Here is a 25,386-nt window from a genome sequence, read left to right as displayed (position 1 = left end):
CTGAAAGCCCATGCCGGGGGCATCGGACAGGGACGGGCTCCCGGAAGGCGGCCTTCCGGCAGAGGATCTGGAGGCAGAGGACCTGGCGCTGCTCCCCTCCGCCGTCCATGCCTATCTGGAGCATGTGCGCGTGCAAAAGCGCCTGGCCGACCGCACCTGCGAGCTCTATGCGCTGGACATGGGCCGGCTGTGCGCCATGGCCCGCGACGCCGGCCTGGAACTGCTGGCGCTGCAGCCCGCCCATATCCGCCGCTTCGTGGCCCGGATGCATTCCCGGGGCCGCAGCCCGCGCGGCATTGCGCTCATCCTGTCCGGCTGGCGCAGCTTCTTCCGCTGGGCGGCCCAGCAGTCGCTGGTGCCTTTCAATCCTGTGGAGGGCGTGCGCGGCCCCAAGGCCCCCAAACCCCTGCCCAAGGCATTGGGCGTGGATGACGCCGTGCAGCTGGCCGCCTTCAGCAACGCCGATGCCGACCCCTGGATCGAGGCGCGCGACGCCGCCATCACCGAATTGCTGTACAGCTGCGGCCTGCGCGTGGGCGAACTGGTGGGGCTGGACGTGGCGCCCGGCCAGGACACGCAGCGCCAGGGCCGTGGCTGGATAGACCTGCAGTCCGCCGACGCCCACGTGCAGGGCAAGGGCGGCAAGCGCCGCACCGTGCCCGTGGGAGCGGCCGCGCTGCAGGCGCTGCAGCGCTGGCTGGCCCTTCGGGAAACGGGTCTTGCGGGGGCGGCCGCACAGGCTGCGCAGCACGAACCCGCCCTTTTCATCGGCCGGCGCGGCGAGCGCCTGGGCGCGCAGTCGGTCTGGGCGCGGCTGCGCCAGCGCGGGCAGCAGTCCGGCCTGTCGGCCGGTGTCCATCCCCATGTGCTGCGGCATTCGTTCGCCAGCCACATGCTGCAGTCCAGTGGCGATCTGCGCGCCGTGCAGGAGCTGCTGGGCCACGCCAGCATCTCGACCACGCAGATTTACACGCGCCTGGATTTCCAGCATCTGGCCCAGGCCTACGAGAGCGCCCACCCGCGCGCGCGCCGCAAGAGCGGCGACAGCAGGCAAGTCGGCGAAATCGGCGAAACCCCTGAAAAGGACAACCTCGAATAAAAAAGGCCAAGCCCTCTGGCAAAACAGCACTTGACAGGCTCGCTAAACTTATTCGGAACGTCTTTTCGACAAGGCCCGTCCATGGTGGACGGGCCTTGCCGCTTCCCTTTGCTGAATTTTCTGAAAGCAATCCCATGGCACTGATTCCCGTCACCATCCTTACCGGCTTCCTGGGCTCGGGCAAGACCACGCTGCTCAAGCGCGTGCTCAGCGAGTCCCACGGCATGAAGATCGCCGTGATCGAGAACGAGTTCGGCGAGGAAAACATCGACACCGACATCCTCAGGACGGAGTCCAAGGAGCAGATCCTGCAGATGAGCAACGGCTGCATCTGCTGCACCATCCGCGAAGACCTGCGCGAGACCCTGCAGCTGCTGGCCTCCAAGCGCCGCAAGGGCCTGGTGGAGTTCGACCGCATCGTGATCGAGACCACGGGCCTGGCCGATCCCGGTCCCGTCGCCCAGACCTTCTTCATGGACGACGAGATCGCCGAGACCTATCTCATCGACTCCATCCTGACCCTGGTCGACGCCAAGCACGCCAACCAGCAGCTGGACGACCGCCAGGAAGCGCGCCGCCAGGTCGGCTTTGCCGACCAGCTCTTCCTGTCCAAGACCGATCTGGTCAGCGAGGACGAGAAGAACGCGCTCATCCACCGCCTCAAGCACATGAACCCGCGCGCGCCCATCCGCGCCGTGCATTTCGGCGAAGTACCCCTGAACGAAGTCTTCGACCTGCGTGGCTTCAACCTCAATGCCAAGCTGGACATCGATCCCGACTTCCTCAAGGAAGACGATCACGACCACGGCCATGATCACAAGCACGAGCATGGCGAGCACTGCAGCCATGACCACGAGCATGACGAGAACTGCGGGCACGACCACGCCCACAGCCACGCCCATGATCACGAGCACGGCGAACACTGCAATCATCCTCACCACCATCACCACGATGACGACGTCAAGAGCTTCGTCTACCGTGCCGACCGCGCGTTCGACCCTGCCCGCCTGGAGGACTTCCTGGGCGCCATCGTCAACATCTATGGCCCGCGCATGCTGCGCTACAAGGGCGTGCTGAACATGCAGGGCACGGAGCGCAAGGTCATTTTCCAGGGCGTGCACCAGCTCATGGGCAGCGACCTGGGACCGCAATGGGCCGAAGACGAAAAGCGCCAGAGCAAGATGGTCTTCATCGGCATCGACCTGCCCCAGGACATCTTCCTGCAGGGCCTGGAGCAGTGCCTGGTCTGAGCCGTCTGTGAACTTTTGTGAGGAATCACATGGTTTTTGCTGACATCTGATTGACGCAGGAGCCGCCCGCATCTGCAGGCGGTTCCTCTGCTTTCATGTGGGGTATGTGCAACGGCTTGCGCTCCTGTAGAGCATCGATACAATCGCGCCCCTGAAGAGAGCCCCCAAGCCCAATGGACTGCCCCGCAGGGGTCGCCCATACCGTGAGGAGACAGCAAGTGAGCGCCGAATCCAGCAAGAAGCCGTCAGTGGCCGCCCAGGCCCCGGCTGCAAGCCAGAAGGCCGCGGTCCGCACTGCGGTCGGCGTCGTCGACCTGGCCTCCCGCGCCGGCTGGAAAAGGGCTCTTTGCACGCACGGCCGCCGCACGGCCTGGATTGCCGCACCCCGCCGCAAGGGGAAGCCGGCAGGTTCCGCAACTGCGGCGATCGGCTGTCCTACATGGCATTCGACCCGGGCGCCTCGATTGACAGTACCATCCATGGCCCCGTCCGATGCCCCCGGCTCGGACTAAGTTAGCGAAACCAACACTATGCCTACCACTACGCAAACGCCTTCGTCGGGATCGACGAAACGAGACCCCAAGCTGGCCAATGCCTGGAAGACCAAGTCGGCGGAGGAGCTGACGGATGCCGAAGTGCTGGCCATGTCCGATGACGACTACATGAATGAGAAGCAGATGGCGTTTTTCCGCCTGAAGCTGCTCACTCTCAAGCACGACATGCACACCAACGCGGGCGAGACGGCAGAAAACCTGCGCGAGGACACCGTGGTGGTTCCCGATCCGGCCGACCGCGCCACCATCGAGGAAGAGCACGCGCTGGAACTGCGCACCCGCGACCGCGAGCGCAAGCTGCTCAAGAAGATCGAGCAATCCATTGCACGCATCGACGCAGGCGACTACGGCTACTGCGACGAAACCGGCGAGCCCATCGGCGTGGGCCGCCTGCTGGCCCGTCCCACGGCCACGCTGTCGCTGGAGGCCCAGCAGCGACGCGAGCTCAAGCAGAAGATGTACGGAGATTGAGTTGCGGCAACGGCCTTCGGAACGGTGGTGCTAACCTGATTCGCCATGGCAAAAGAAGAGAGCAGCAAATCGGGAGGGTTGTTGTCCAAGGTGGTGCGCTTTGTGCGCCACCCGACGGTCAATTGGTCCGATCTCGACGGCCTCGACGCTGACCAGGAGAGCCAGTACAGCAAGCAGGCGCTCAAGGAAATGATCGAGCGCAAGCGCCGCAACGACTTCGTACGCAAGCGCGAATTCGACCAGTTGCGCCGCCTGCGCCAGGCCGAGTTGCAACAGGCCTCCCGGCCGGGCAGCGCATCTGTCGGTGTCGGCGTGCCCGGACCGGCTGCGCAGGGCTCGCAATTCCTCAGCAGCCTGCTGAGCTCCAAATCCTCCGGCGAGCGCGCCGTCACGCTCAAGAAGATCGACGAGATCGAGGCCCAGATGTCCCAGCAATGGTGGCGGGGCAAGCAGGCGGCCGATGCAACCACCATTCCCATGGCGCTGCCCGCTGGCGGCAACCCCGCGCCGGCGTCGTTTCGCAAGCAGCCGCCGCCGGGCCAGATCCCCATGCTCAGCGACGTGGTGCCTGCGGCCATCGCCTCGGCCGGCGATGTGGCGGCCTTTGCCACCACCTTGCCCATGAGCCTGGCACCTGCGCCGCAGGTGCCGTCCGTCTCCACGGCTCCCCTCATGGATTCCATGCCCATGGCCCGCCCCCTGCGGCCATTGGAGGGGGCGACCGATTTCCTGCCCGCCTTCGCGGCCACCGAGGTCTCTGCCCCGCAGCCCATGGACATGGTGCCGCCATCCTTCGTGGTGTTCGAGCACGATCCCGACCTCGAAGAGCCGGCCATCCTCTTTGCCAATGGCGACGTGGACGGCGCCGAGCAGGGCATGCTGGAGCTGATCGAGCGGCGCGATGTGCCTGCGCAGCTGCCGGTCTGGCTGGCCTTGCTGGACCTGTACCGCGCGGCCGATCGCCCGCTGCAGTTCGACAAGGCCGGCATTGAATTCGCGGCGCGCTTCGGCCGCTCCGCTCCCCAGTGGTTCGCGATGCCGCAGCAGCGCACCGCCGCGATGGCGCCTCTTCCCGGCGCAGCGGCAGGGCGCGGCTGGCGCTGGAGCGCTCCCGCCCAGGTCACGCCCAGCGCCGTCACGGCGCTGAAGGCCTCCCAGGCCAAGGCCGCCGGTCCCTGGACCCTGGACTGGGCTGCCGTGACCCACATCGACGAGGCGGCAGCCACCGCCTTGGAGGCGCTGCTTCAGCAATGGGCCGATTCCCAGGGCGTATTCGTGCTGCTCAACGCGGACCGGCTGCAGGCGCTGCTGGGCGAGCTGGCTCCGTCGGGCGACTCCGCTGTGGATACGCTGTGGTGGCGCCTGCGCATGGCCGTGCTGCGCCTGATGAACCGGCAGGATGATTTCGAGCTGGTGGCCCTGGACTACTGCGTGACCTACGAAGTCTCGCCACCTGCATGGGTGGACCCGGTCTGCCAGTGCCTGACGCAAGCCGTCGAGTCCGGCGGTGCACAAGCCCCTGTGCAGCCGGGCGCTGCCGCCCCGGCGGATACCGTGCGATTTGCGCTGTCCGGCACCATCGAAGGCGATGCCTCCACCTGGCTGGACCCGGTGCAGGAAGGCGCCAGCCTGGGCGAGCCGGTGTTCATCGACTGCACCCAGCTGGTGCGCATGGACTTTGCGGCGGCCGGCTCCGTGCTCAACTGGGCGGCCCACATGCAGTCGCTGGGCCATGTGCTGCAGTTCGGCCAGCTGCACCAGCTGGTGGCCGTATTCTTCAATGTGATCGGCATCCAGGAGCATGCGCAGGTAACGCCGAGACGGGACTGACCTGCCGAGCGGCGGCATTCTTTGGAGGGGCTCTTGAGAAGACGGGAGCCGCCCTCATCTGGAACCGCTATGGAACAGTATCACGGCACCACCATCATCAGCGTGCGCCGGCAGACCCCCGAAGGCGTGCAGGTCGCCATCGGTGGCGATGGCCAGGTCACATTGGGCAACATCGTCGTCAAGGGTACGGCGCGCAAGGTGCGCAAGCTCTACCACGGCAAGGTGCTGGCCGGCTTTGCCGGCGCCACGGCCGACGCCTTCACGCTGTTCGAGCGCTTCGAGGCCAAGCTGGAAAAGCACCAGGGCCATCTGACGCGCGCGGCCATCGAGCTGACCAAGGACTGGCGCACCGACCGCGTGCTGCGCCGGCTGGAGGCCATGCTGGCCGTGGCCGATGCATCGGCCTCGCTGATCATCACCGGCAACGGCGATGTGCTGGAGCCCGAGCAGGGCATCGTGGCCATCGGATCGGGTGGCGCCTACGCGCACTCGGCGGCCAAGGCGCTGCTGACCAACACCGAGCTGTCGGCCGAGGAGATCGTGCGCAAGTCGCTGGCGATTGCCGGCGAGCTGTGCATCTACACCAACATGCATCACACGGTCGAGACGCTCTGAGACCCTCGCGGCGCGGGCGGTTCTCGCCCGGCCATTGAAACGGATAGCCGCCAGCGGCCAGGTAACGGAAGCGGGGCTGGCGGCGCAATGCTTCGAATACACACCATGTCCTCTGCCATGACCCCCCAGGAGATCGTCTCCGAACTGGACCGCCACATCGTCGGCCAGACCGGTGCCAAGCGCGCCGTGGCCATCGCTTTGCGCAACCGCTGGCGCCGCCAGAACGTGGCCGACGGCCTGCGCCAGGAAATCACGCCCAAGAACATCCTCATGATCGGCCCCACCGGCGTGGGCAAGACCGAGATCGCGCGCCGCCTGGCGCGGCTGGCCGATGCGCCCTTCATCAAGGTCGAGGCCACCAAGTTCACCGAAGTGGGCTACGTGGGCAAGGACGTGGACGCCATCATCCGCGATCTGGCCGAGGTCGCCGTCAAGCAGACGCGCGAGGCCGACATGAAGAAGCTGCGCCTGCGCGCCGAAGACGCTGCAGAGGACCGCATCCTCGACGTGCTCGTGCCCCAGGCCCGCAGCGGCGAGGTGGCTGCCGACAGCACGGCTCGCCAGGTCTTTCGCAAGAAGCTGCGCGAAGGCCAGCTCGACGACAAGGAAATCGATATCGACGTGGCCGACGCGCCGCCTCAGGTGCAGATCATGGGCCCGCAGGGCATGGAGGAGATGGCCGAGCAGCTGCGCGGCATGTTCAGCCACATGGGCCAGGAAAAGCGCAAGACGCGCAAGCTGCGCATTGCCGAGGCCATGAAGCTGCTGACCGACGAGGAAGCGGCCAAGCTCGTCAACGAGGAAGACGTGCGCACGCGCGCCATTGCCAATGCGGAGCAAAACGGCATCGTCTTCATCGACGAGATCGACAAGGTCGCCACGCGCCAGGAAAGCAGCGGCTCCGACATCTCGCGCCAGGGCGTGCAGCGCGACCTGCTGCCCCTGGTCGAGGGCACCAGCGTCTCCACCAAGTACGGCGTGGTCAAGACCGACCACATCCTGTTCATCGCCTCGGGCGCCTTTCACCTGTCCAAGCCCAGCGACCTCATCCCCGAGCTGCAGGGGCGCTTCCCGATCCGCGTGGAGCTGGACTCGCTGTCGGTCCAGGACTTCGAGGCCATCCTCACCCAGACCCATGCCTCCCTGGTCAAGCAGTACCAGGCGCTGCTGGCCACCGAAGGCGTCACGCTGGAGTTCACGCCCGAAGGCATCACCCGGCTGGCCGGCATCGCCTTCGAGGTCAACGAGCGCACCGAGAACATCGGCGCGCGCCGCCTGTCCACCGTGCTGGAGCGGCTGCTCGACGAGGTCAGCTTCGATGCGGCCAAGCTTTCGGGGCAGACCGTCACCATCGACGCGGCCTACGTGGACCAGCGCCTGCAGTCCCTGAGCCAGGACGAAGACCTGTCTCGCTTCATCCTCTGAAGCCTGCCCCGGCGGCCGAGCGGCCGCCATCGAAGTGACTGCCCGCATTGCCGGGCAGTCACTTTTTGTAGGAGGCCGGCCCGAGTTGCACCCCGTCGCCAGCGAATTGAATCGTTGCAATTGCCTGCCGGGATTGAGAGTTCACTTGCAATCACTCCCCTAAGTGCTTGTAAAGTCTTGGTTTTTTGTCATCACTCACATTGCATTCGATCTCTAAGTTGTTGATTTCATTGCAAATAATTGTCCATTCCCGGGTTGTGAAACACCAAATTGCTGCTACAGTGCAAAAAAGTGCAATTAAGTGGTGAAAGTTGCCTTTGTGCCCCGATTTCCGGGACGCGATGGCTCCAACCGACCGGGGTGACTGACCGTGTTTCAAGGGGCGTCCTCGCTGAATCTCGATGGCAAGGGGCGGCTGTCTGTGCCGACCCGGCATCGTGACGCCCTCCTGGCCATGGCGCAGGGCCAGGTCACCCTCACCAAACACCCCCATGGTTGCCTGATGCTGTTCCCGCGCACGGAGTGGCTGCAGTTCCGCGAGCGGATCGCGCAGCTGCCCATGTCGGCGCAGTGGTGGAAGCGCATCTTCCTGGGCAACGCCATGGACGTGGACATGGATGCCACCGGCCGTGTGCTGGTGTCGCCCGAGTTGCGCGACGCCGTGGGTCTGACCAAGGAGGTCGTGCTGCTGGGAATGGGCAACCATTTCGAGCTGTGGGACAAGGCCACTTATGAGGCACATGAAGCGAAGGCCATGCAGGAAGAGATGCCTGCGGCCTTCCAGGATTTTGCTTTCTAGGAAAGAGGCGTTCTCTTGAATCAGCCGTTGCAACACATCACCGTTTTGCTCGACGAGGCCGTCGATGCGCTGCTGGACGGCGCCGCGCAGCCCGTTGCCGGGCAATGGGTGGACGCGACGTTCGGGCGAGGCGGGCATTCCCGGCGCATCCTCCAGCGGCTAGGGCCGGGCGGGACCTTGCTGGCGTTCGACAAGGACCCGGACGCGATCGAAGAGGCAGCGCGCATCACCGATGCGCGTTTTTCGATTCGGCACGAAGGGTTTCGCCACCTGGGCGAGTTGCCGGCCGGCAGCGTGCAGGGCGTGCTGATGGACCTGGGGGTGAGCTCTCCCCAGATCGACAACCCCGAGCGTGGCTTCAGCTTCCGCTTCGAGGGTCCGCTGGACATGCGCATGGACACCACGCGCGGTCAGAGCGTGGCGGACTGGCTGGCGGAAGCCGATGCCCAGCAGATTGCGGAGGTGATACGTGACTACGGCGAAGAACGGTTTGCTGGCCCCATTGCAAAGGCGATTGTTGCTCGGCGCGAAAGCCAGGGGCCCCTTCGCAATACCGCGGAGCTTGCCGAGCTCGTGGCTGGCGCGGTCCGGACCCGCGAGGCTGGGCAGAACCCAGCGACACGCACATTCCAGGCTCTTCGGATTTTCATCAATGCCGAGCTTGAAGAACTCGAACAGGCGCTAGAGGCCAGCCTGCGCGTGCTCGCGCCGGGCGGGCGCCTGGTGGTGATCAGCTTCCACTCGCTGGAAGACCGCATCGTCAAGCAGTTCATTGCCAGGCATTCCAAGGAAGTCTATGACCGGCGCGCACCCTTTGCCGCGCCCACACCCATGCGCCTTGAAGCCCTGGGCCGCATCAAGCCCAGCGAGGCCGAGGTCGCCGCCAATGCGCGTTCGCGCTCGGCCGTGATGCGCGTGGCCCGCCGCACCGAGGTGCCTGCATGAAGCGCACGCACCGTCTGGCGCAAGAGGGGGGCGTGGCATGCTGCGCCTGAACCTCGTGCTGCTGCTGGCGGTGATGGCCAGCGCCATCTTCCTGGTGCACAACCAGTACGAGTCGCGCCGGCTGTTCACCGAACTGGACCGCGCCGTGGCCGAATCGCGCCGCCTGGCCACCGAGCAGCAGCGCCTGCAGGTGGAAAAGCGCGCCCAGGCCACGCCGCAGCGCATCGAGGTCATGGCGCGCGAGCGCCTGCAGATGAAGCCGGCGACGCCGGCCATCGCCCAGTACGTCAATGACGATGCGCGCACGGGAGTGGCTCCATGACGCGCAGCGTGCTCTACACCTCCAGCCCCTTGCTGGCGTCCAAGACACCCCTGTGGCGCAGCAAGATGATCGTGGCCATGCTGGGCCTGGGCTTTGTCGGCCTGGGTGCACGCGCGGCCTATGTGCAGGTGTTCGGCAACGACTTCTTCCAGCGCCAGGGCCAGGTGCGCTTTGCGCGCACGTTGGAGCTGCCGGCCAACCGCGGCCGCCTGCTGGACCGCAATGGACTGATCCTGGCCTCCAGCGTTCCCGCCGCCAGCATCTGGGCCATTCCCGAAGATGTCGAGCAGGACGACCCCGAGGTCAAGGCCAAGCTCAAGCAGCTGGCCGCGCTCATGGAGATGCCGCTGCCCGCGCTGATGGAAAAGCTGGCCGACGAGGACAAGACCTTCGTCTGGATCAAGCGCCAGCTCGACTGGGACGTGGGCCAGCAGATCCATGCCCTCAACATCAAGGGCATCTACCAGCGCAAGGAATACAAGCGCCAGTACCCGGAAGGCGAATCGGCTGCCCACATCGTGGGCTTCACCAATGTGGAAGACCATGGCCAGGAAGGCATGGAGCTGGCCTTCGACAAGGAGCTGGGTGGCAAGCCCGGCTCGCGCCGCGTGATCAAGGACCGCCTGGGCCGCGTGGTCGAGGGCGTGGGCGAGGAAGTGCCGCCTCAGGACGGCCGAGACATCCAGCTGTCCGTGGACAGCAAGGTCCAGTACTTCGCCTACCAGAAGCTCAAGGAGCAGGTCATCGCGCACAAGGCCAAGGCGGGCAGCGTGGTGGTCATGGATGCGCACACCGGCGAATTGCTGGCCCTGGCCAACTACCCCAGCTACGTGCCCGACAAGCGCAAGAACCTGACGGGCGAGCAGCTGCGCAACCGCGCCATCACCGACACCTTCGAGCCCGGCTCGACCATGAAGCCCATCACCATCGGCCTGGCGCTGGAGTCGGGCCGCTTCAAGCCGGAAACGCCCATCGACACCACGCCGGGCCGCGTCAACGTCACGGGCTCGACGATTTCCGACACCCACAACTACGGCCTGCTCACCGTGGCCGGCGTGATCCAGAAGTCCAGCAACGTGGGCACGACCAAGATCGCGCTGCAGATGCCGGCCAAGGAAATGTGGGAAACCTTCTCGGCCGTGGGCTTCGGCCAGAAGCCGCAGATCTCCTTTCCCGGCGCCGCCAGCGGTCGCCTGCGTCCCTACAAGACCTGGAGGCCGGTGGAGCAGGCCACCATGGGCTATGGCTACGGCCTGTCCGCCAGCCTGCTGCAGATGACGCGCAGCTACACCGTCTTTGCCAACGGCGGGCGCGTGATCCCGGCCACCATGGTCAAGACCGACGAGCCGCCCGTGGGCGTGCCCGTGTTCTCTCCGCGCACGGCCAACGAGGTGCGCAAGATGCTGGCCCTGGCGGCCGGCCCCGGCGGCACGGGCCAGCGCGCCCAGACCATCGGCTACTCGGTGGGCGGCAAGTCGGGCACGGCCCGCAAGCAGCAGGGCAAGGGCTATGCCGCCGGCAAGTACCGCGCCTGGTTCACGGGCATGGCGCCCATCGAGAACCCGCGCATCATCGTCGCCGTGATGGTGGACGAGCCCAGTGCCGGCACCATCTACGGCGGCACCGTGGCGGCACCCGTGTTCAGCGAAGTGGTGCAGCAGACGCTGCGCCTGATGGGCGTGCAGCCCGATATGGAAGTCAAGCCCTTGATCGTCGCCAATCCCGTGGAGGAGCCCTCGCTATGAGTTCCTCCCAAGCCCTGCTGATGCTGTCGTCGGCCACCGAGGCTGTCCAATGGCTGGCCGCCCGCCTGCAAGGCAGCGGCACGCTGCAGACCGACAGCCGCAAGGTCCGGCCCGGCGATGCCTTCATTGCCTGGCCCGGCGCGGCCACCGATGGCCGCGCCCATGTGGCCTCGGCCCTGGAGCGCGGCGCCGTGGCCTGCCTGGTCGAAGCGCAGGGCGTCGAGCCCTTCGGTTTTTCCGGCGAGCACATCGCGGCCTTGCCTGGCCTCAAGGCCGCCACGGGCCTGATCGCCGACCAGTGGTTCCAGCATCCCAGCGCCCGGATCGACGTGCTGGCCGTCACCGGCACCAACGGAAAGACCACCACGGCCTGGTGGCTGGCGCATGCGCTGGCCCAGGTGAAGCTGCAGGAACGCAGCGGCTGCGCCCTGGTGGGTACGCTGGGCGTGGGTATCCCGCCCGCCCTGGAATCCACGGGCATGACCACGCCCGACCCGGTGCGGCTGCAGCGCGCATTCCGCGAGTACGCCGATGCGGGCCTGGCGGCCTGCGCCATCGAGGCCTCGTCCATCGGCATCGTCGAGCACCGGCTGGACGGCACGCGCATCCGCGTGGCGATGTTCACCAATTTCACGCAGGACCATCTCGACTACCACGGCAGCATGCAGGCCTACTGGGATGCCAAGGCCGCGCTGTTCGACTGGCCCGGCCTGCAGGCCGCCGTCGTCAATGTGGACGACGCGCACGGCGCGCGCCTGTGGGCCACGCTGCAGTCGCGCCCATCCTCTGCCGCGCTCGATGTCTGGAGCATTTCCATCGAAGGCGCGGCGCGCCTGCAGGCCAAGGACATCGCGCTGGGCGCCGAGGGCCTGAGCTTCACCGTGATCGAGGCCGGCCACAGCCTGCGCATGCACACGCGCATGGTGGGCCAGTACAACGTATCCAACCTGCTGGGTGTGCTGGCAGCGCTGCGCTGCCTGGGCCTGAGCCTGGACCAGGCCGTCGCTGCCTGCGCCCACCTGGAGCCCGTGCCCGGCCGCATGCAGCAGATCGTCCAGCCCGGCCAGCCGCTGGTGGCCGTGGACTACGCCCACACGCCTGACGCGCTGGACAAGGCCCTGCGCGCCTTGCGCCCGGCCGCCGAGCAGCGCCAGGGCCGGCTGTGGTGCGTGTTCGGCTGCGGTGGAGACCGCGATGCCACCAAGCGGCCGCTCATGGGGCAGGCCGCCCAGAAGAATGCCGACTGCGTGCTGGTCACCAGCGACAACCCGCGCAGCGAAGTGCCCGACCGCATCATCGACCAGATCCTGGCCGGCATGCAGCCGGGCGAGAACCTGCAGTCCCAGGCCGATCGCGCGGCGGCCATCGCCCAGGCGATCGCGCACGCCAGCGAACGCGACGTGGTGCTGATCGCCGGCAAGGGACATGAGGACTACCAGGAGACGGCAGGCCAGCGCCATCCGTTCTCCGACATGGCCGAGGCGCGCAAGGCGCTGGCGGCCCGTGAAGGAAAGAAGCGGTCATGATGACCTTGCAACAAGCGCTGGAGCTGATCCAGTCGCATATCCCCCAGGCACGGCTGGTCGGCAACGGCCAGACCGTGCTCACGCGCGTGCACACCGACACTCGCACGCTGCAGGCCGGGGATCTGTTCGTCGCCTTGAAGGGCGAGCGTTTCGATGCCAACCAGTTCCTGGTCCAGGCCCGCGAGGCCGGTGCCGCCGCAGCCCTGGCCCATGGCGGCCTGGAGGCTGCAGGCCTGTCCGGCATCGAAGTGCCCGATTCGCTGGCCGCCCTGGGCGCGCTGGCCACGGCCTGGCGCGCGCGCTTTGCGCTGCCGCTGATCGCCGTCACCGGCAGCAACGGCAAGACCACGGTCACGCAGATGGTGGCCTCCATCCTGCGTGCCCATGCGGGCGAGGCGGCGCTGGCCACGCGCGGCAACTTCAACAACTCCATCGGCCTGCCGCTGAGCCTGATGCGCATGACCGGCCAGCACCGCGTGGCCGTGCTGGAGATGGGCATGAACCATCCCGGCGAGATTGCCGAGCTGGCCGCCATCGGCCAACCCACGGTGGCCCTGGTCAACAACGCCCAGCGCGAGCACCAGGAATTCATGCACACGGTCGAGGCCGTGGCGCGCGAAAACGGCAGCGTGCTGCTGGCCCTGCCCGCCGACGGCGTGGCCGTGTTCCCCGCAGGCGACACCTACACGCCGCTGTGGCGTGAGCTGGCGGGCGCCCGCCAATGCCTGCTGTTCGGCGAGTCTGGCGACGGCGCCCATATCCACGCGCGTGACGCGCTGTGGCTGGGCGATGCCTGGCAGTTCACCCTGGCCACGCCCGAGGGCGAGGCGCCGGTGCGCCTGCACATCGCCGGCCGCCACAACGTGCGCAACGCGCTGGCCGCAGCGGCCTGCGCCCAGGCGGCCGGCGTGCCGCTGGCCGACATCGCACGCGGCCTGAGCGTGTTCGAGCCCGTGCAGGGCCGCTCGCGCGCGCTGAGCGTTTCGGTGCAAGGCCGCCCAGTCACCGTGATCGACGACAGCTACAACGCCAATCCCGATTCGGTGGCCGCGGCCATCGAGGTGCTGCGCGAACTGCCCGCTCCCCAGCTGCTGGTGCTGGGCGACATGGGCGAGGTCGGCGACCAGGGGCCGCAATTCCATGCCGAGGCGGGCGCGCTGGCGCGCAGCCTGGGCATTGCCCGGCTGTTCACGCTGGGCGCGCAAAGCACATCCGCCGCCACCGCATTCGGTGCAGGTGCCCGGCATTTCGAAGACATGGCCTCGCTGCAACAGGCAGCCTGTGCCGCGCTGCCCGAGGTGGGTAGCATTCTGGTCAAGGGTTCGAGGTTCATGAAGATGGAGCAGGTGGTTCAGGCGGTCGAGGCGGCCGGCAAGGATGACGGTTGCAAGAAGGAGGCCGCATGCTGCTGATGCTGTCCCAATGGCTGCAGGGCCTGTCCCCCGAGTTCGGCTTTCTGCGCGTCTTCCAGTACCTCACGATGCGCGCCGTGATGGCCGCGCTCACGGCCCTGGTCATCGGCCTGCTGGCCGGGCCGCGCCTGATCCGCATGCTGACCTCGCTCAAGATCGGCCAGCCCGTGCGCGGCTACGGCATGGAAACCCATCTGGCCAAGAGCGGCACGCCCACCATGGGCGGGGCGCTGATCCTGCTGTCCATCGCCGTGTCCACGCTGCTGTGGTTCGACCTGTCCAACCGCTTCGTCTGGATCGTGCTGCTGGTCACCCTGGGCTTCGGCACCATCGGCTGGGTCGATGACTGGCGCAAGGTGGTCAACAAGGACCCCGAGGGCATGCGCTCGGGCGAGAAGTATTTCTGGCAGTCCGTCATCGGACTGCTGGCCGCGCTCTACCTGGTGTTCTGCATTTCGGAGAACACCAATGCCCAGGTCTTCGAGCTGTTCGTGACCTGGGTGCAGTCGGGCTTTTCGCTGGACCTGCCGCCCAAGGCCGGCCTGCTTGTTCCCTTCTTCAAGGAAGTCAGCTACCCGCTGGGCGTGCTCGGCTTCGTGGTCATGACCTACCTGGTCATCGTGGGCGCCAGCAATGCAGTGAACCTGACCGATGGCCTGGACGGCCTGGCCATCATGCCCGTGATCATGGTGGGCTCGGCCCTGGGCATCTTTGCCTACGTCACCGGCAATGCCGGCTACGCCAAGTACCTGCTGTTCCCGCACATCCCGGGCTCGGGCGAGCTGCTGGTGTATTGCGCGGCCATGGCCGGAGCGGGTCTGGCCTTTCTGTGGTTCAACGCCCATCCGGCCCAGGTCTTCATGGGCGACGTGGGCGCGCTGGCGCTGGGCGCTTCGCTGGGCACCATCGCCGTGATCGTTCGCCAGGAAATCGTGCTGGCCATCATGGGCGGCATCTTCGTGGTCGAGGCGCTGTCGGTGATGCTGCAGGTCACCTGGTTCAAGTTCACCAAGAAGCGCTATGGCGAAGGCCGTCGCCTGCTCAAGATGGCGCCGCTGCACCACCATTTCGAGAAGAGCGGCTGGAAGGAAACCCAGGTCGTGATCCGCTTCTGGATCATCACCATGCTGCTGTGCCTGCTGGGCCTGTCCACGCTGAAGCTGAGGTGAGTCCATGAACACCGAAGACTTCAAGACAGAACCTCCTGCGCTGCCGGCTGGCGAGCCCGCTGTCCCGGCGCTGCATGCCGAACTGGCCAAGGGGGCCGACTTTGCCTCGGAGTCTGCCGGCGAGCGGGCGGACGAGCCGGTCGCGGATCCGGTCCTGGACGATTCGCCGGCTGCGGCTCTGGAAGGCGCAGAGCAGCCGCTGGCTGCGGAGCCTTCGCAGGCGCTTGGGCTTGAGGCAGCCCCGGCCCCTGCGGCGATGACCGAGCCTGTGCCCGACATCTCCACGCTGACGGCAGCCAGGGATGCCGCTGCCTTCGTGGCCCAGATCTTTGCCGACCCCAGCATCTCGGATTCCTCCGACGCCGAGGTCACCCCGGTCGCCACCGAAGAGGCGGTTGAAGCCGAACAGGTACTGCCACCCGTGGCTGCCGGCTGGCCCGGCGAGCAGGCCCAGCACCTGCAGGGCCAGCGCGTGCTCATCCTGGGTCTGGGCGCCTCGGGCCTGGCCATGGCACGCTGGTGCGTGCGCTGCGGCGCCGAAGTCATCGTGGCCGATACGCGCCAGGCGCCGCCCCAGCTGGAACAGCTGTCCGCCGAACTGCCCCAGGCGCGCTTCGTGCCCGGAGATTTCACGGCCCAGCTGGTGGACGGCCAGAGCCTGGGGCTGGTCTACCGCTCGCCCGGCCTGAGCCCGGCCGCCGTGGCGCCCGTGGTCGACACGGCCCGGGCCCAGGGCCTGCCCGTGGGCGGCGAACTCGATCTCTTCGCCATGGCGCTCAAGGCCCTGGCCGCAGCCCATGGCTACCGTCCCACCGTGCTGGGCATTACCGGAACCAATGGCAAGACCACGGTCACCTCGCTGACCGGGCAACTGCTGGAGCATGCCGGCCTGCGCGTGGCGGTGGCGGGCAATATCGGCCCCACGCTGCTGGACACGCTGACCCAGGCCATCGATGCCGAAACGCTGCCCCAGGCCTGGGTGCTGGAGCTGTCCAGCTTCCAGCTCGATGGCGTGCAGATGTTCGAGCCCACGGCCGCTGCCGTCCTCAATATCACCCAGGACCACCTGGACTGGCACGGCAGCCTGCGCGCCTATGCCGATGCCAAGGCCTGTATCTTCGGCAGCAGCGGCATCATGGTGCTCAACCGCGAGGACCCCGAGGTCATGCGCATGCTGCCGGCACCCGTGGTGCCGCCGGGCAAGCGCCAAAAGCCCCAGCAGCGCGCCCACATCACCTTCGGCGGCGACATGCCGCGCCGCCCCGGCGACTTCGGTCTGGAAGTGGTCAGCGGCATGACGTGGCTGGTGCGCGCCCATGAGGCCGACGAAACCGCCAAGGGCAAGAACGCCGAAGACCTGTACATCCAGCGCCTGATGCCCGCCGACGCGCTGCGCATCCGCGGCCGGCACAACGCCATCAATGCCCTGTCCGCCCTGGCCCTGGCCAGCGCGGGCGGCTGCACGCTGGCGCCCCTGCTCTACGGCCTGCGCGAGTACCGGGGCGAGCCGCACCGCGTCCAGCCCATCGGCCGCGTCAACGGCGTGGAGTACTACGACGACAGCAAGGGCACGAACGTGGGCGCCACCGTGGCCGCGCTGTCGGGCCTGGGGCCTGACCACCGCATCGTGGTCATCCTGGGCGGTGACGGCAAGGGCCAGGATTTCTCTCCGCTGGCCGCACCCGTGTCGCGCCACGTGCGCGCCGCCGTGCTGATCGGCCGCGACGCGGGCCGCATCCGCGCTGCGCTGCAGGACTGCGGCGTGCCCCTGGTCGATGCCACCACCATGGCCGATGCCGTGGAGCTGGCCGCCTCGCGCGCCCATGAAGGCGACGCCGTGCTGCTGTCGCCCGCCTGCGCCAGCCTGGACATGTTCCGCAACTACGAGGACCGGGCCCACCAGTTCGTCGATGCCGTGCGCGCGCTGGCGCTGGATGCCGGGCATGAACTCGGAGGTGCTGCATGAGCGCGATGAACGCCATGAACCAGGCCCTGGGCCGCATGCGCTCCTGGTTCGGAGGCGCGCAGGAAAAGGCCATCGACGTGCTGCCCGTGCGCCTGGGCGGTCCCCAGTACCACCGGCCCACGCAGACGCCGGCCAGCGTGCTCGGCCTGGACCAGGCCCTGATCTGGGTGGTCATAGGCCTGCTGGCCTGGAGCCTGGTCATGGTGTATTCGGCATCGATCGCCATGCCGGACAATCCGCGCTTCGGCAAGATCGCGCCCACCCATTTCCTGATGCGCCATGCCATGTCCATAGGCATGGCCTTCGTCGGCGCGCTGCTGGCCTTCCAGGTGTCCATGGCCACCTGGGAGCGCATGGCGCGCAAGCTCTTCCTGGTGTCCCTGGTCCTGCTGGTGGCCGTGCTGATCCCGCACGTGGGCACCGTGGTCAACGGCGCGCGGCGCTGGCTGTCCCTGGGCATCATGAACTTCCAGCCGTCCGAGCTGGCCAAGTTCGCCGTGCTCATCTATGCGGCCGACTACATGGTGCGCAAGATGGAGGTCAAGGAGCGCTTCTTCCGCGCCGTGCTGCCCATGGGGCTGGCCGTGGTGCTGGTCGGGGTGCTGCTGCTGGCCGAGCCCGACATGGGCGCCTTCATGGTGATCGTGGTGATCGCCATGGGCATCCTGTTCCTGGGCGGCGTGAACGCGCGCATGTTCTTCCTGATCGCGGCCCTGGTGGTGCTGGCCTTCGTGCTCATCATCGCCACCTCCGAATGGCGGCGCGAGCGCATCTTTGCCTACCTCAATCCCTGGGATGAAAAGCATGCCCTGGGCAAGGGCTACCAGCTGTCGCATGCGTTGATCGCCATCGGGCGCGGCGAGATCTTCGGCGTGGGCCTGGGCCGCAGCGTCGAGAAGCTGCACTGGCTGCCCGAGGCGCACACCGACTTTCTGCTGGCCGTGATCGGCGAGGAATTCGGCCTGGTCGGCGTGCTCCTGATCGCCGTCACCTTCCTGTGGCTCACGCGCCGCATCATGCTCATAGGGCGGCAGGCCATTGCGCTGGACCGGGTGTTCTCCGGCCTGGTGGCCGAGGGCATTGCGATCTGGATGGGCTTCCAGGCCTTCATCAACATGGGCGTGAACCTGGGCGCGCTGCCGACCAAGGGACTGACGCTGCCCCTGATGAGCTTCGGCGGGTCGGCCATCCTCATGAATCTGATAGCGATAGCGGTGGTGTTAAGGGTGGACTACGAGAACAAGTTGCTGATGAAGGGAGGGCATGCATGACGCAGTCCACCTCTCAAGGCACGCAACGCCAGCGCACGGCCCTGATCATGGCCGGCGGCACGGGCGGCCATATCTTCCCGGGCCTGGCCGTGGCCCAGGCGCTGCGCGAGCGCGGCTGGAACGTGCGCTGGCTGGGCGCCCCCGGCTCCATGGAGTCGCGCATCGTGCCGGCCCAGGGCTTCCCGCTGGAGACCATCGAGTTCTCGGGCGTGCGCGGCAAGGGCATCATGACCCTGGCCTTTTTGCCCATGCGCCTGCTGCGTGCCTTCTGGCAGGCGCTGGCCGTGGTGCGCCGCGTCAAGCCCGACGTGGTCGTGGGCCTGGGCGGCTACATCAGCTTTCCTGGCGGCATGATGGCCGTGCTGGCCGGCAAGCCCCTGGTGCTGCATGAGCAGAACTCCGTGGCCGGCATGGCCAACAAGGTGCTGGCCAGCGTCTCCCACCGCATCTTCACCGCCTTCCCCAACGTGTTCCCCAAGGGCCGCTGGGTCGGCAACCCCTTGCGCCAGGCCTTCACCGAGCAGCCCGCGCCCGAGCAGCGCTTTGCGGGCCGCAGCGGTCCGCTGCGCCTGCTGGTGGTGGGCGGCAGCCTGGGCGCCAAGGCGCTCAACGAGATCGTGCCGCAGGCGCTGGCCCTGATTCCGGCCGATGTGCGCCCCGTCGTGCTCCACCAAAGCGGCGCCGCACAGATCGACGCCCTGCGCGGCAACTACGCGGCGGCAGGCGTGCAGGCCGAGCTGACGCCCTTCATCGACGATACGGCGCGCGCCTTTGCCGAGGCCGATGTCATCGTCTGCCGCGCCGGTGCCAGCACCGTGACCGAGATCGCGGCCGTGGGCGCAGCCGCCATCTATGTGCCTTTCCCGGCCGCCGTGGACGACCACCAGACCGCGAACGCGCGTTTCCTGGTCGATGCCGGTGGTGGATGGTTGATGCAACAAAGCGCACTGACTGCCCAAAGCCTGGCCGAAATGCTACAAAATATGCAGCGTGCGACGCTGCTGGAGCGCGCTGGAAAAGCCAAGAAAATGCAAAAGACCGAAGCCACCGCCGAGGTGGTCGCCGCCTGTGAGGAACTGGCCGCATGAAGCACGCCATTCATCACATCCATTTCGTCGGCATCGGCGGCGCCGGAATGAGCGGCATCGCCGAGGTGCTGCACAACCTGGGTTACGCCGTCTCGGGCTCGGACCTGTCCGACAGTGCCACGCTGCGCCGGCTCGCAGGCCTGGGCATTGCCACCCACGTCGGCCATGCGGCCGCGAACATCGAGGGGGCTGACGCCGTCGTCACCTCCACCGCCGTGCAGTCCGACAACCCCGAGGTGGTCGCGGCGCGCACGCACAAGATCCCCGTCGTGCCGCGTGCGCTCATGCTGGCCGAGCTGATGCGCTTCAAGCAGGGCATCGCCATCGCAGGAGCCCACGGCAAGACCACGACCACCAGCCTTGTGACCAGCGTGCTGGCCGAGGCCGGGCTGGACCCGACCTTCGTCATCGGCGGCAAGCTCAACAGCGCGGGCGCCAACGCCAAGCTGGGCCAGGGCGACTACATCGTGGTCGAGGCGGACGAGTCCGACGCCTCCTTCCTGAACCTGCTGCCCGTGATGGCTGTCGTCACCAACATCGACGCCGACCACATGGAAACCTACGGCCATGACTTCGGCCGGCTCAAGGGCGCCTTCGTCGACTTCCTGCACCGCATGCCGTTCTACGGCCGCGCCATCGTCTGCGTGGACAGCCCGGCCGTGCGCGAGATCCTGTCCCAGGTGGCCCGCCCCGTGACCACCTACGGCTTTGCCGAGGACGCCCAGGTGCGCGCCCTCAACGTGCGCGCCGAGGCCGGCCGCATGCATTTCACGGTGCGCCGCAGCAACGGCCAAAGCTATCCCGACCTGGACGTGGTGCTGAGCCTGCCGGGCGAGCACAACGTGCTCAACGCGCTGTCGGCCGTGGCCGTGGCCATGGAGCTGGAGATTGCCGACGAGGCGCTGCTGCGCGCCTTCGAAAGCTTCAAGGGCGTGGGCCGGCGCTTCCAGCGCTATGGCGAACTCCCTGCAGCGGACGGTGGCATCTTCACCGTCATCGACGACTACGGGCACCACCCTGTCGAGATGGCGGCCACGCTGGCTGCTGCGCGCGGCGCCTTCCCGGGCCGCCGCCTGGTGCTGGCCTTCCAGCCGCACCGCTACAGCCGCACGCGCGATTGCTTCGAGGATTTCGTCAAGGTCATCGGCCTGGCCGATGCCGTGCTGCTGACCGAGGTCTATGCGGCCGGCGAGGCGCCGGTGGTGGCGGCCGATGGCCGCTCGTTGGCGCGCGCCCTGCGCGTGGCCGGCCGGGTCGAGCCGGTCTTTGTGGAAGACGTTGCCGAGCTGCCGGCGGCCCTGGCCGCCCACGCCCGCGATGGCGACGTGCTGTTGTGCATGGGGGCCGGCTCGATTGGCGCCGTGCCCGGAAAGTTGGTTGAAATGCTTCAGAAACAAGAGCTGCAGGCGCAGCAGGGAGCTGCGCAATGAGCAGCTTCGGCACCCAGATCGATGTCAAGGCCCTGGGCAAGGTGGCCGTGCTGTTGGGCGGCCGCTCGGCCGAGCGCGAGGTCTCGCTGATGTCGGGCACGGGCGTGCTCAAGGCCCTGCTGTCGCAGGGCGTGGATGCCCATGCCTTCGACCCCGCCGAGCGGGACCTGGGCGAGTTGAAGAAGGACGGTTTCGACCGCTGCTTCATCGCGCTGCATGGCCGCTACGGTGAGGACGGCACGGTGCAGGGCGCGCTGGAGCTGCTGGGCATCCCGTACACGGGCCCCGGCGTGATGGCCTCCAGCATCGCCATGGACAAGATCATGACCAAGCGCATCTGGCGCTTCGAGGGTCTGCCCACACCCGACTGGCGGCTGGTCGCCAGCGCCGACGAGACCCGCGCCGCGCTGCAGGCGCTGGGCGCGCCCATGATAGTCAAGCCCTCGCGCGAGGGCTCGACCATCGGCCTGACCAAGGTCTGGACAGCCGAGGAATGCGAGCAGGCCTATGTGCTGGCCTCCCGGTACGACCCCGAAGTGCTCTGCGAAGAGTTCATCGAAGGCGACGAGACCACCTGCCCCGTGCTCGGAACCGGCGAGGGCGCCCACGCCCTGCCCGTGATCCGCATCGTCGCGCCCGAAGGCAACTACGACTACCAGAACAAGTACTTCACCGACGACACCCAGTACCACTGCCCCAGCGGCCTGCCTGCCGAGGAAGAGGCCGAGATCCGGCGCATCGTCGTGCGGGCCTTCCGCACGCTGGGCTGCCGCGGCTGGTCGCGCGCCGACATCATGATCCGCGCCAGCGACCGCAAGCCCTTCCTGCTGGAGATCAACACCTCGCCGGGCATGACGGGCCACTCGCTGGTGCCCATGTCGGCCCGCGCCATCGGCGTGAGCTACGAAAACCTGTGCCTGGGCATCCTGGCCAGCGCCGCGCTGGACGCGCAACCGGAGCAGGAGCACGCATGAGCTACTCCCTGCCGGCCCCCTTCGACGTCAAGCTCATGAACGTGACCGCCACGGTCCTGTTCGTGGGCGTGGCTGCGCTGGGGCTGGCAGCGGTGAGCTGGTGGGCGCTGCGCCATCCGGCCTTCAATATCGGCCGCATCGTGGTCGAGGGCGAGCTGGTGCACAACAACGCGGTGACGCTGCGCGCCAATGTGGCGCCGGTGCTCACGGGCAACTTCTTCACCGTGGATCTCAAGGCCGCCAAGGCGGCGTTCGAGCAGGTGCCCTGGGTGCGGGAGGCGCAGGTGCGCCGCGACTATCCCAACAGCCTGCGCGTCATCCTGCACGAGCATGTGGCCGAGGCCTTCTGGGGGCCTGATTCGGGCACCGGCCTGGTCAACAGCTTCGGCGAGGTCTTCGAGGCCAACCTGGGCGAGCTGGACCGCGACGGCCTGCCGCGCCTGCAGGGCCCCGAGGACAGCGCCCCGCAGATGCTGCAGATGTACCGGCTGCTGGTGCCGGCGCTGGGGCCGCTGGATGTGGAGATCGACGGGCTGACGCTCAATGCGCGCGGCAGCTGGCAGCTCAGGCTGGCCAACGACGCACAGATCGAACTGGGTGGCGGCAGCGTGGAGGCCGTGCTGCAGCGCGTGCAGCGCTTCGTGCGCACGCTGCCCCAGATCACGACCCAATACAAGCGCAAGGCCGACGCCATCGAGTCGGCCGACCTGCGCTACGAAGACGGATATGCGCTGAGGCTGCGCGGTGTGACCACCGGCACGGCCAAGGCGCCGGCTGCAGTGCGTCCCCGACGCTGAAGACGAGGGAGGACAGACCTATGTACATGCACACCAAGCAGCGACACAGCGACAGGACAGAACCAACCGGGGGCGGATGCTGATATGGCAAGAGAATACAAAGATGTGATCGTCGGACTGGACATCGGCACGGCCAAGGTCATGGTCGTGGTCGCCGAGGTCCTGTACAACGGCGAACTCAAGCTCGCAGGCCTCGGCGTGGCCCCGAGCAACGGACTCAAGCGGGGCGTGGTGGTCAACATCGACGCCACGGTGCAGAGCATCCAGCAGGCGCTGAAGGAGGCCGAGCTGATGGCCGACTGCAAGATCCAGCGCGTGTGCACCGGCATCACCGGCAGCCACATCCGCGGCCTGAACTCCAGCGGCATGGTGGCCATCAAGGACAAGGAAGTCACGGCCACCGACGTGGCGCGGGTGATGGAGACGGCCAAGGCCATCAACATCTCCTCGGACCAGCGGCTGCTGCTGGTCGAGCCGCAGGAATTCGTGATCGACGGCCAGGAAGTGCGCGAGCCCATCGGCATGAGCGGCATCCGCCTGGAGGCCAAGATCCACATCGTCACGGGCGCGCAGAGCGCGGCCGAGAACATCATCAAGTGCGTGCGCCGCTGCGGCCTGGAGGTCGAGCAGCTGCTGCTCAACCCGCTGGCATCGAGCCAGGCCGTGCTCACCGATGACGAGCGCGAGCTGGGCGTGGCCGTGGTCGATATCGGCGCGGGCGCCACCGACGTGGCCATCTTCACGGGCGGCGCCATCCGGCACACGGCCGTGATTCCCATCGCGGGCGACCTGATCACCAGCGACATCGCCATGGCGCTGCGCACGCCCACCAAGGACGCCGAGGACATCAAGGTCGAAAGCGGCTATGCCAAGCAGCTGCTGGCCGACCCCGACGCCCAGGTCGAAGTGCCGGGCCTGGGCGACCGCAGCCCGCGCATGATCAGCAAGCAGGCGCTGGCCGGCGTGATCGAGCCGCGCGTGGAAGAGATCTTTTCTTTGGTGCAGCAGGTGGTGCGCGATTCAGGCTACGAGGAAGTGCTGTCCTCGGGCATCGTGCTGACCGGCGGCAGCGCCGTCATGCCGGGCATGGTGGAACTGGGCGAGGACATCTTCCTCAAGCCCGTGCGCCGCGGCATCCCCAAGTATTCGAGCGCATTGGCTGACATGGTGGCTCAACCCCGCGCCGCCACCGTGATGGGATTGCTCGAAGAGGCCCGCCTGGCTCGCCTGCGCGGTTTCAAGGTGGCACAAAAGAGTGGGTCGATGAAGACCGCTTTTGGCCGTTTCAAAGACTTCATCGTGGGGAACTTTTGATATGTGCTTTCATCGACTGCGCATTACCGGCCCGCCCACCGGCTTCCGAATACCGGACAGAAGACAGAATTTTCCCCAGACGGTGGTGACCACTTACAGAGAGCTACAGGAGAACCAACATGCCCATCGACATGATTGAAGTTGAAGAATTCAACCAGGGTACGCAGATCAAGGTGATCGGCGTTGGCGGCGGCGGCGGCAATGCCGTCGAGCACATGATTGCGCGCAACGTGCAGGGCGTGGAGTTCGTCTGCGCCAACACCGACGCGCAGGCGCTGCTGCGCAGCAGCGCCCACCGCACCATCCAGCTCGGTGGCAGCGGCCTGGGTGCGGGCAGCAAGCCCGACAAGGGCCGCGAAGCCGCCGAGCTGGCCGAGGACGACATCCGCACTGCCATCGAAGGCGCGCACATGCTGTTCATCACAGCCGGCATGGGCGGCGGCACGGGCACGGGCGCTGCGCCCGTGATCGCGCGCGTGGCCAAGGAAATGGGCATCCTCACCGTGGGCGTGGTCACCAAGCCCTTCGAGTGGGAAGGCGGCCGACGCATGGCCAACGCCGACAGCGGCCTGAGCGAACTCGAAGCCAACGTCGATTCGCTGATCGTCGTGCTCAACGAGAAGCTGCTGGACGTGCTGGGCGACGACATCTCGCAGGACGAGGCCTTTGCCCATGCCAACGACGTTCTCAAGAACGCCGTGGGCGGCATTGCCGAAATCATCAACGAGTACGGCCATGTGAACGTCGACTTCGAAGACGTGCGCACCGTCATGGGCGAACCCGGCAAGGCCATGATGGGCACGGCCAAGGCCGCCGGCCCCGACCGCGCGCGCATCGCTGCCGAGCAGGCCGTGGCCTGCCCGCTGCTGGAGGGCATCGACCTGTCGGGCGCCAAGGGCGTGCTGGTGCTGGTCACGGCCGCCAAGGGCAGCCTTAAGCTGTCCGAGTCGCGCCTGGCCATGAGCACCATCAATGCCTACGCCTCGCCCGATGCGCATGTGATCTACGGCGCTGCCTACGACGACAGCCTGGGTGACGAGATCCGCGTCACCGTGGTGGCCACCGGCCTGTCGCGCCCCAGCGCACGCCGCCAGAACATGCAGGTGGTGCAGGGCGGTCTGCGCACCGGTACCGACAACATGAGCTACCAGCTGCCCTCGGCCTCCATGGGTGCCGCAACGGCAGCCGGCGGCCTGGTCGGCGGTGCCGCTGGCGGCGCCGACTATGCCAACAACATGTCGGTGCCCAGCGTCTGGCGCACCAACCGCACGCAGGCCGCTGCCCGCGTCGATGCCCTGGCCTCCGGCGGCATGGACGATCTGGAAATCCCGGCCTTCCTGCGCAAGCAGGCTGACTGAGCAGCGGCCGATACGGTCGCTGCATG

20 protein-coding genes and 1 pseudogene are annotated in these 25,386 nt (G+C 67.3%); all 21 read left to right on the top strand.

The annotated features are described in order from the left end of the window. Positions 1-10: 10 nt before the first annotated feature. The 21 genes and pseudogenes from AAN986_RS23925 to ftsZ all read left to right on the top strand — a co-directional run bounded on the left by AAN986_RS23925 (position 11) and on the right by ftsZ (position 25,360). On the top strand, positions 11-1,099 hold the full coding sequence (locus AAN986_RS23925; RefSeq protein ID WP_047217441.1) for a tyrosine recombinase XerC: 1,089 nt from the start codon (positions 11-13) through the stop codon (positions 1,097-1,099). A 134-nt stretch (positions 1,100-1,233) separates the two neighbouring features. Continuing rightward, positions 1,234-2,349, top strand: a complete 1,116-nt coding sequence (locus tag AAN986_RS23920) for a GTP-binding protein (RefSeq protein WP_017407136.1) — start codon at positions 1,234-1,236, stop codon at positions 2,347-2,349. A gap of 218 nt (positions 2,350-2,567) precedes the next feature. Next, positions 2,568-3,374, top strand: a pseudogene (gene dksA, locus AAN986_RS23915) (RNA polymerase-binding protein DksA). 45 nt (positions 3,375-3,419) lie between these two features. Continuing rightward, positions 3,420-5,204 carry an STAS domain-containing protein gene (locus tag AAN986_RS23910; protein WP_046240633.1) on the top strand — a complete coding sequence of 595 codons (1,785 nt, stop codon included), beginning with the start codon at positions 3,420-3,422 and terminating at the stop codon, positions 5,202-5,204. Between the two features lie 69 nt (positions 5,205-5,273). Further along, on the top strand, positions 5,274-5,819 hold the full coding sequence (gene hslV, locus AAN986_RS23905; protein ID WP_016448040.1) for an ATP-dependent protease subunit HslV: 546 nt from the start codon (positions 5,274-5,276) through the stop codon (positions 5,817-5,819). 105 nt (positions 5,820-5,924) lie between these two features. Further along, positions 5,925-7,244 carry an ATP-dependent protease ATPase subunit HslU gene (gene hslU / locus AAN986_RS23900; protein ID WP_191625484.1) on the top strand — a complete coding sequence of 440 codons (1,320 nt, stop codon included), beginning with the start codon at positions 5,925-5,927 and terminating at the stop codon, positions 7,242-7,244. 370 nt (positions 7,245-7,614) lie between these two features. Further along, positions 7,615-8,043 (top strand): division/cell wall cluster transcriptional repressor MraZ, encoded by a 429-nt coding sequence (gene mraZ / locus AAN986_RS23895; RefSeq protein ID WP_026062826.1) that lies wholly within the window; start codon positions 7,615-7,617, stop codon positions 8,041-8,043. A 15-nt stretch (positions 8,044-8,058) separates the two neighbouring features. Next, positions 8,059-8,988 (top strand): 16S rRNA (cytosine(1402)-N(4))-methyltransferase RsmH, encoded by a 930-nt coding sequence (rsmH, locus tag AAN986_RS23890; protein ID WP_016448037.1) that lies wholly within the window; start codon positions 8,059-8,061, stop codon positions 8,986-8,988. Between the two features lie 37 nt (positions 8,989-9,025). Continuing rightward, a complete protein-coding gene (ftsL, locus tag AAN986_RS23885) occupies positions 9,026-9,310 on the top strand; it encodes a cell division protein FtsL (protein WP_012203393.1) in 285 nt (94 codons plus the stop codon). Then, positions 9,307-11,055 carry a penicillin-binding protein 2 gene (locus AAN986_RS23880; protein WP_013804112.1) on the top strand — a complete coding sequence of 583 codons (1,749 nt, stop codon included), beginning with the start codon at positions 9,307-9,309 and terminating at the stop codon, positions 11,053-11,055. The genes ftsL and AAN986_RS23880 overlap by 4 nt, the downstream gene beginning before the upstream one ends. Then, on the top strand, positions 11,052-12,581 hold the full coding sequence (locus tag AAN986_RS23875; protein ID WP_016453129.1) for a UDP-N-acetylmuramoyl-L-alanyl-D-glutamate--2,6-diaminopimelate ligase: 1,530 nt from the start codon (positions 11,052-11,054) through the stop codon (positions 12,579-12,581). Before AAN986_RS23880 ends, AAN986_RS23875 begins: the two co-directional genes overlap by 4 nt. Further along, the gene (gene murF / locus AAN986_RS23870; RefSeq protein WP_047217442.1) at positions 12,578-13,993 is read left to right on the top strand and encodes a UDP-N-acetylmuramoyl-tripeptide--D-alanyl-D-alanine ligase; all 1,416 of its coding nucleotides are present in this window, start codon (positions 12,578-12,580) and stop codon (positions 13,991-13,993) included. The genes AAN986_RS23875 and murF overlap by 4 nt, the downstream gene beginning before the upstream one ends. Next, positions 13,984-15,162: a phospho-N-acetylmuramoyl-pentapeptide-transferase gene (gene mraY, locus AAN986_RS23865; RefSeq protein WP_016448034.1), complete on the top strand. Its 1,179-nt coding sequence runs from the start codon at positions 13,984-13,986 to the stop codon at positions 15,160-15,162. Before murF ends, mraY begins: the two co-directional genes overlap by 10 nt. 4 nt (positions 15,163-15,166) lie before the next feature. Continuing rightward, a complete protein-coding gene (gene murD, locus AAN986_RS23860) occupies positions 15,167-17,128 on the top strand; it encodes a UDP-N-acetylmuramoyl-L-alanine--D-glutamate ligase (protein WP_047217443.1) in 1,962 nt (653 codons plus the stop codon). Continuing rightward, positions 17,125-18,399 (top strand): putative lipid II flippase FtsW, encoded by a 1,275-nt coding sequence (gene ftsW, locus AAN986_RS23855; RefSeq protein ID WP_016448032.1) that lies wholly within the window; start codon positions 17,125-17,127, stop codon positions 18,397-18,399. The genes murD and ftsW overlap by 4 nt, the downstream gene beginning before the upstream one ends. Continuing rightward, positions 18,396-19,487, top strand: coding sequence for an undecaprenyldiphospho-muramoylpentapeptide beta-N-acetylglucosaminyltransferase (gene murG / locus AAN986_RS23850; protein WP_047217444.1), 1,092 nt, complete (start codon positions 18,396-18,398; stop codon positions 19,485-19,487). Before ftsW ends, murG begins: the two co-directional genes overlap by 4 nt. Continuing rightward, entirely contained in the window at positions 19,484-20,917 is a 1,434-nt protein-coding gene (gene murC / locus AAN986_RS23845; protein ID WP_016453132.1) for a UDP-N-acetylmuramate--L-alanine ligase, read from the top strand. The genes murG and murC overlap by 4 nt, the downstream gene beginning before the upstream one ends. Further along, complete coding sequence (locus AAN986_RS23840; RefSeq protein ID WP_017404614.1) at positions 20,914-21,891, top strand: D-alanine--D-alanine ligase; 978 nt, start codon at positions 20,914-20,916, stop codon at positions 21,889-21,891. The genes murC and AAN986_RS23840 overlap by 4 nt, the downstream gene beginning before the upstream one ends. After that, the gene (locus AAN986_RS23835; RefSeq protein ID WP_016448028.1) at positions 21,888-22,688 is read left to right on the top strand and encodes a cell division protein FtsQ/DivIB; all 801 of its coding nucleotides are present in this window, start codon (positions 21,888-21,890) and stop codon (positions 22,686-22,688) included. The genes AAN986_RS23840 and AAN986_RS23835 overlap by 4 nt, the downstream gene beginning before the upstream one ends. Positions 22,689-22,772: 84 nt before the next feature. Continuing rightward, a complete protein-coding gene (gene ftsA, locus AAN986_RS23830) occupies positions 22,773-24,002 on the top strand; it encodes a cell division protein FtsA (RefSeq protein WP_012203404.1) in 1,230 nt (409 codons plus the stop codon). 119 nt (positions 24,003-24,121) lie between these two features. After that, positions 24,122-25,360 (top strand): cell division protein FtsZ, encoded by a 1,239-nt coding sequence (gene ftsZ, locus AAN986_RS23825; RefSeq protein ID WP_016448027.1) that lies wholly within the window; start codon positions 24,122-24,124, stop codon positions 25,358-25,360. Positions 25,361-25,386: the final 26 nt, after the last annotated feature.

Origin of the sequence: Delftia sp. DS1230, assembly GCF_040112715.1 — a bacterium.
GTDB lineage: Bacteria > Pseudomonadota > Gammaproteobacteria > Burkholderiales > Burkholderiaceae_C > Comamonas > Comamonas tsuruhatensis.
This window is presented reverse-complemented; position numbering and strand designations above follow the sequence as displayed.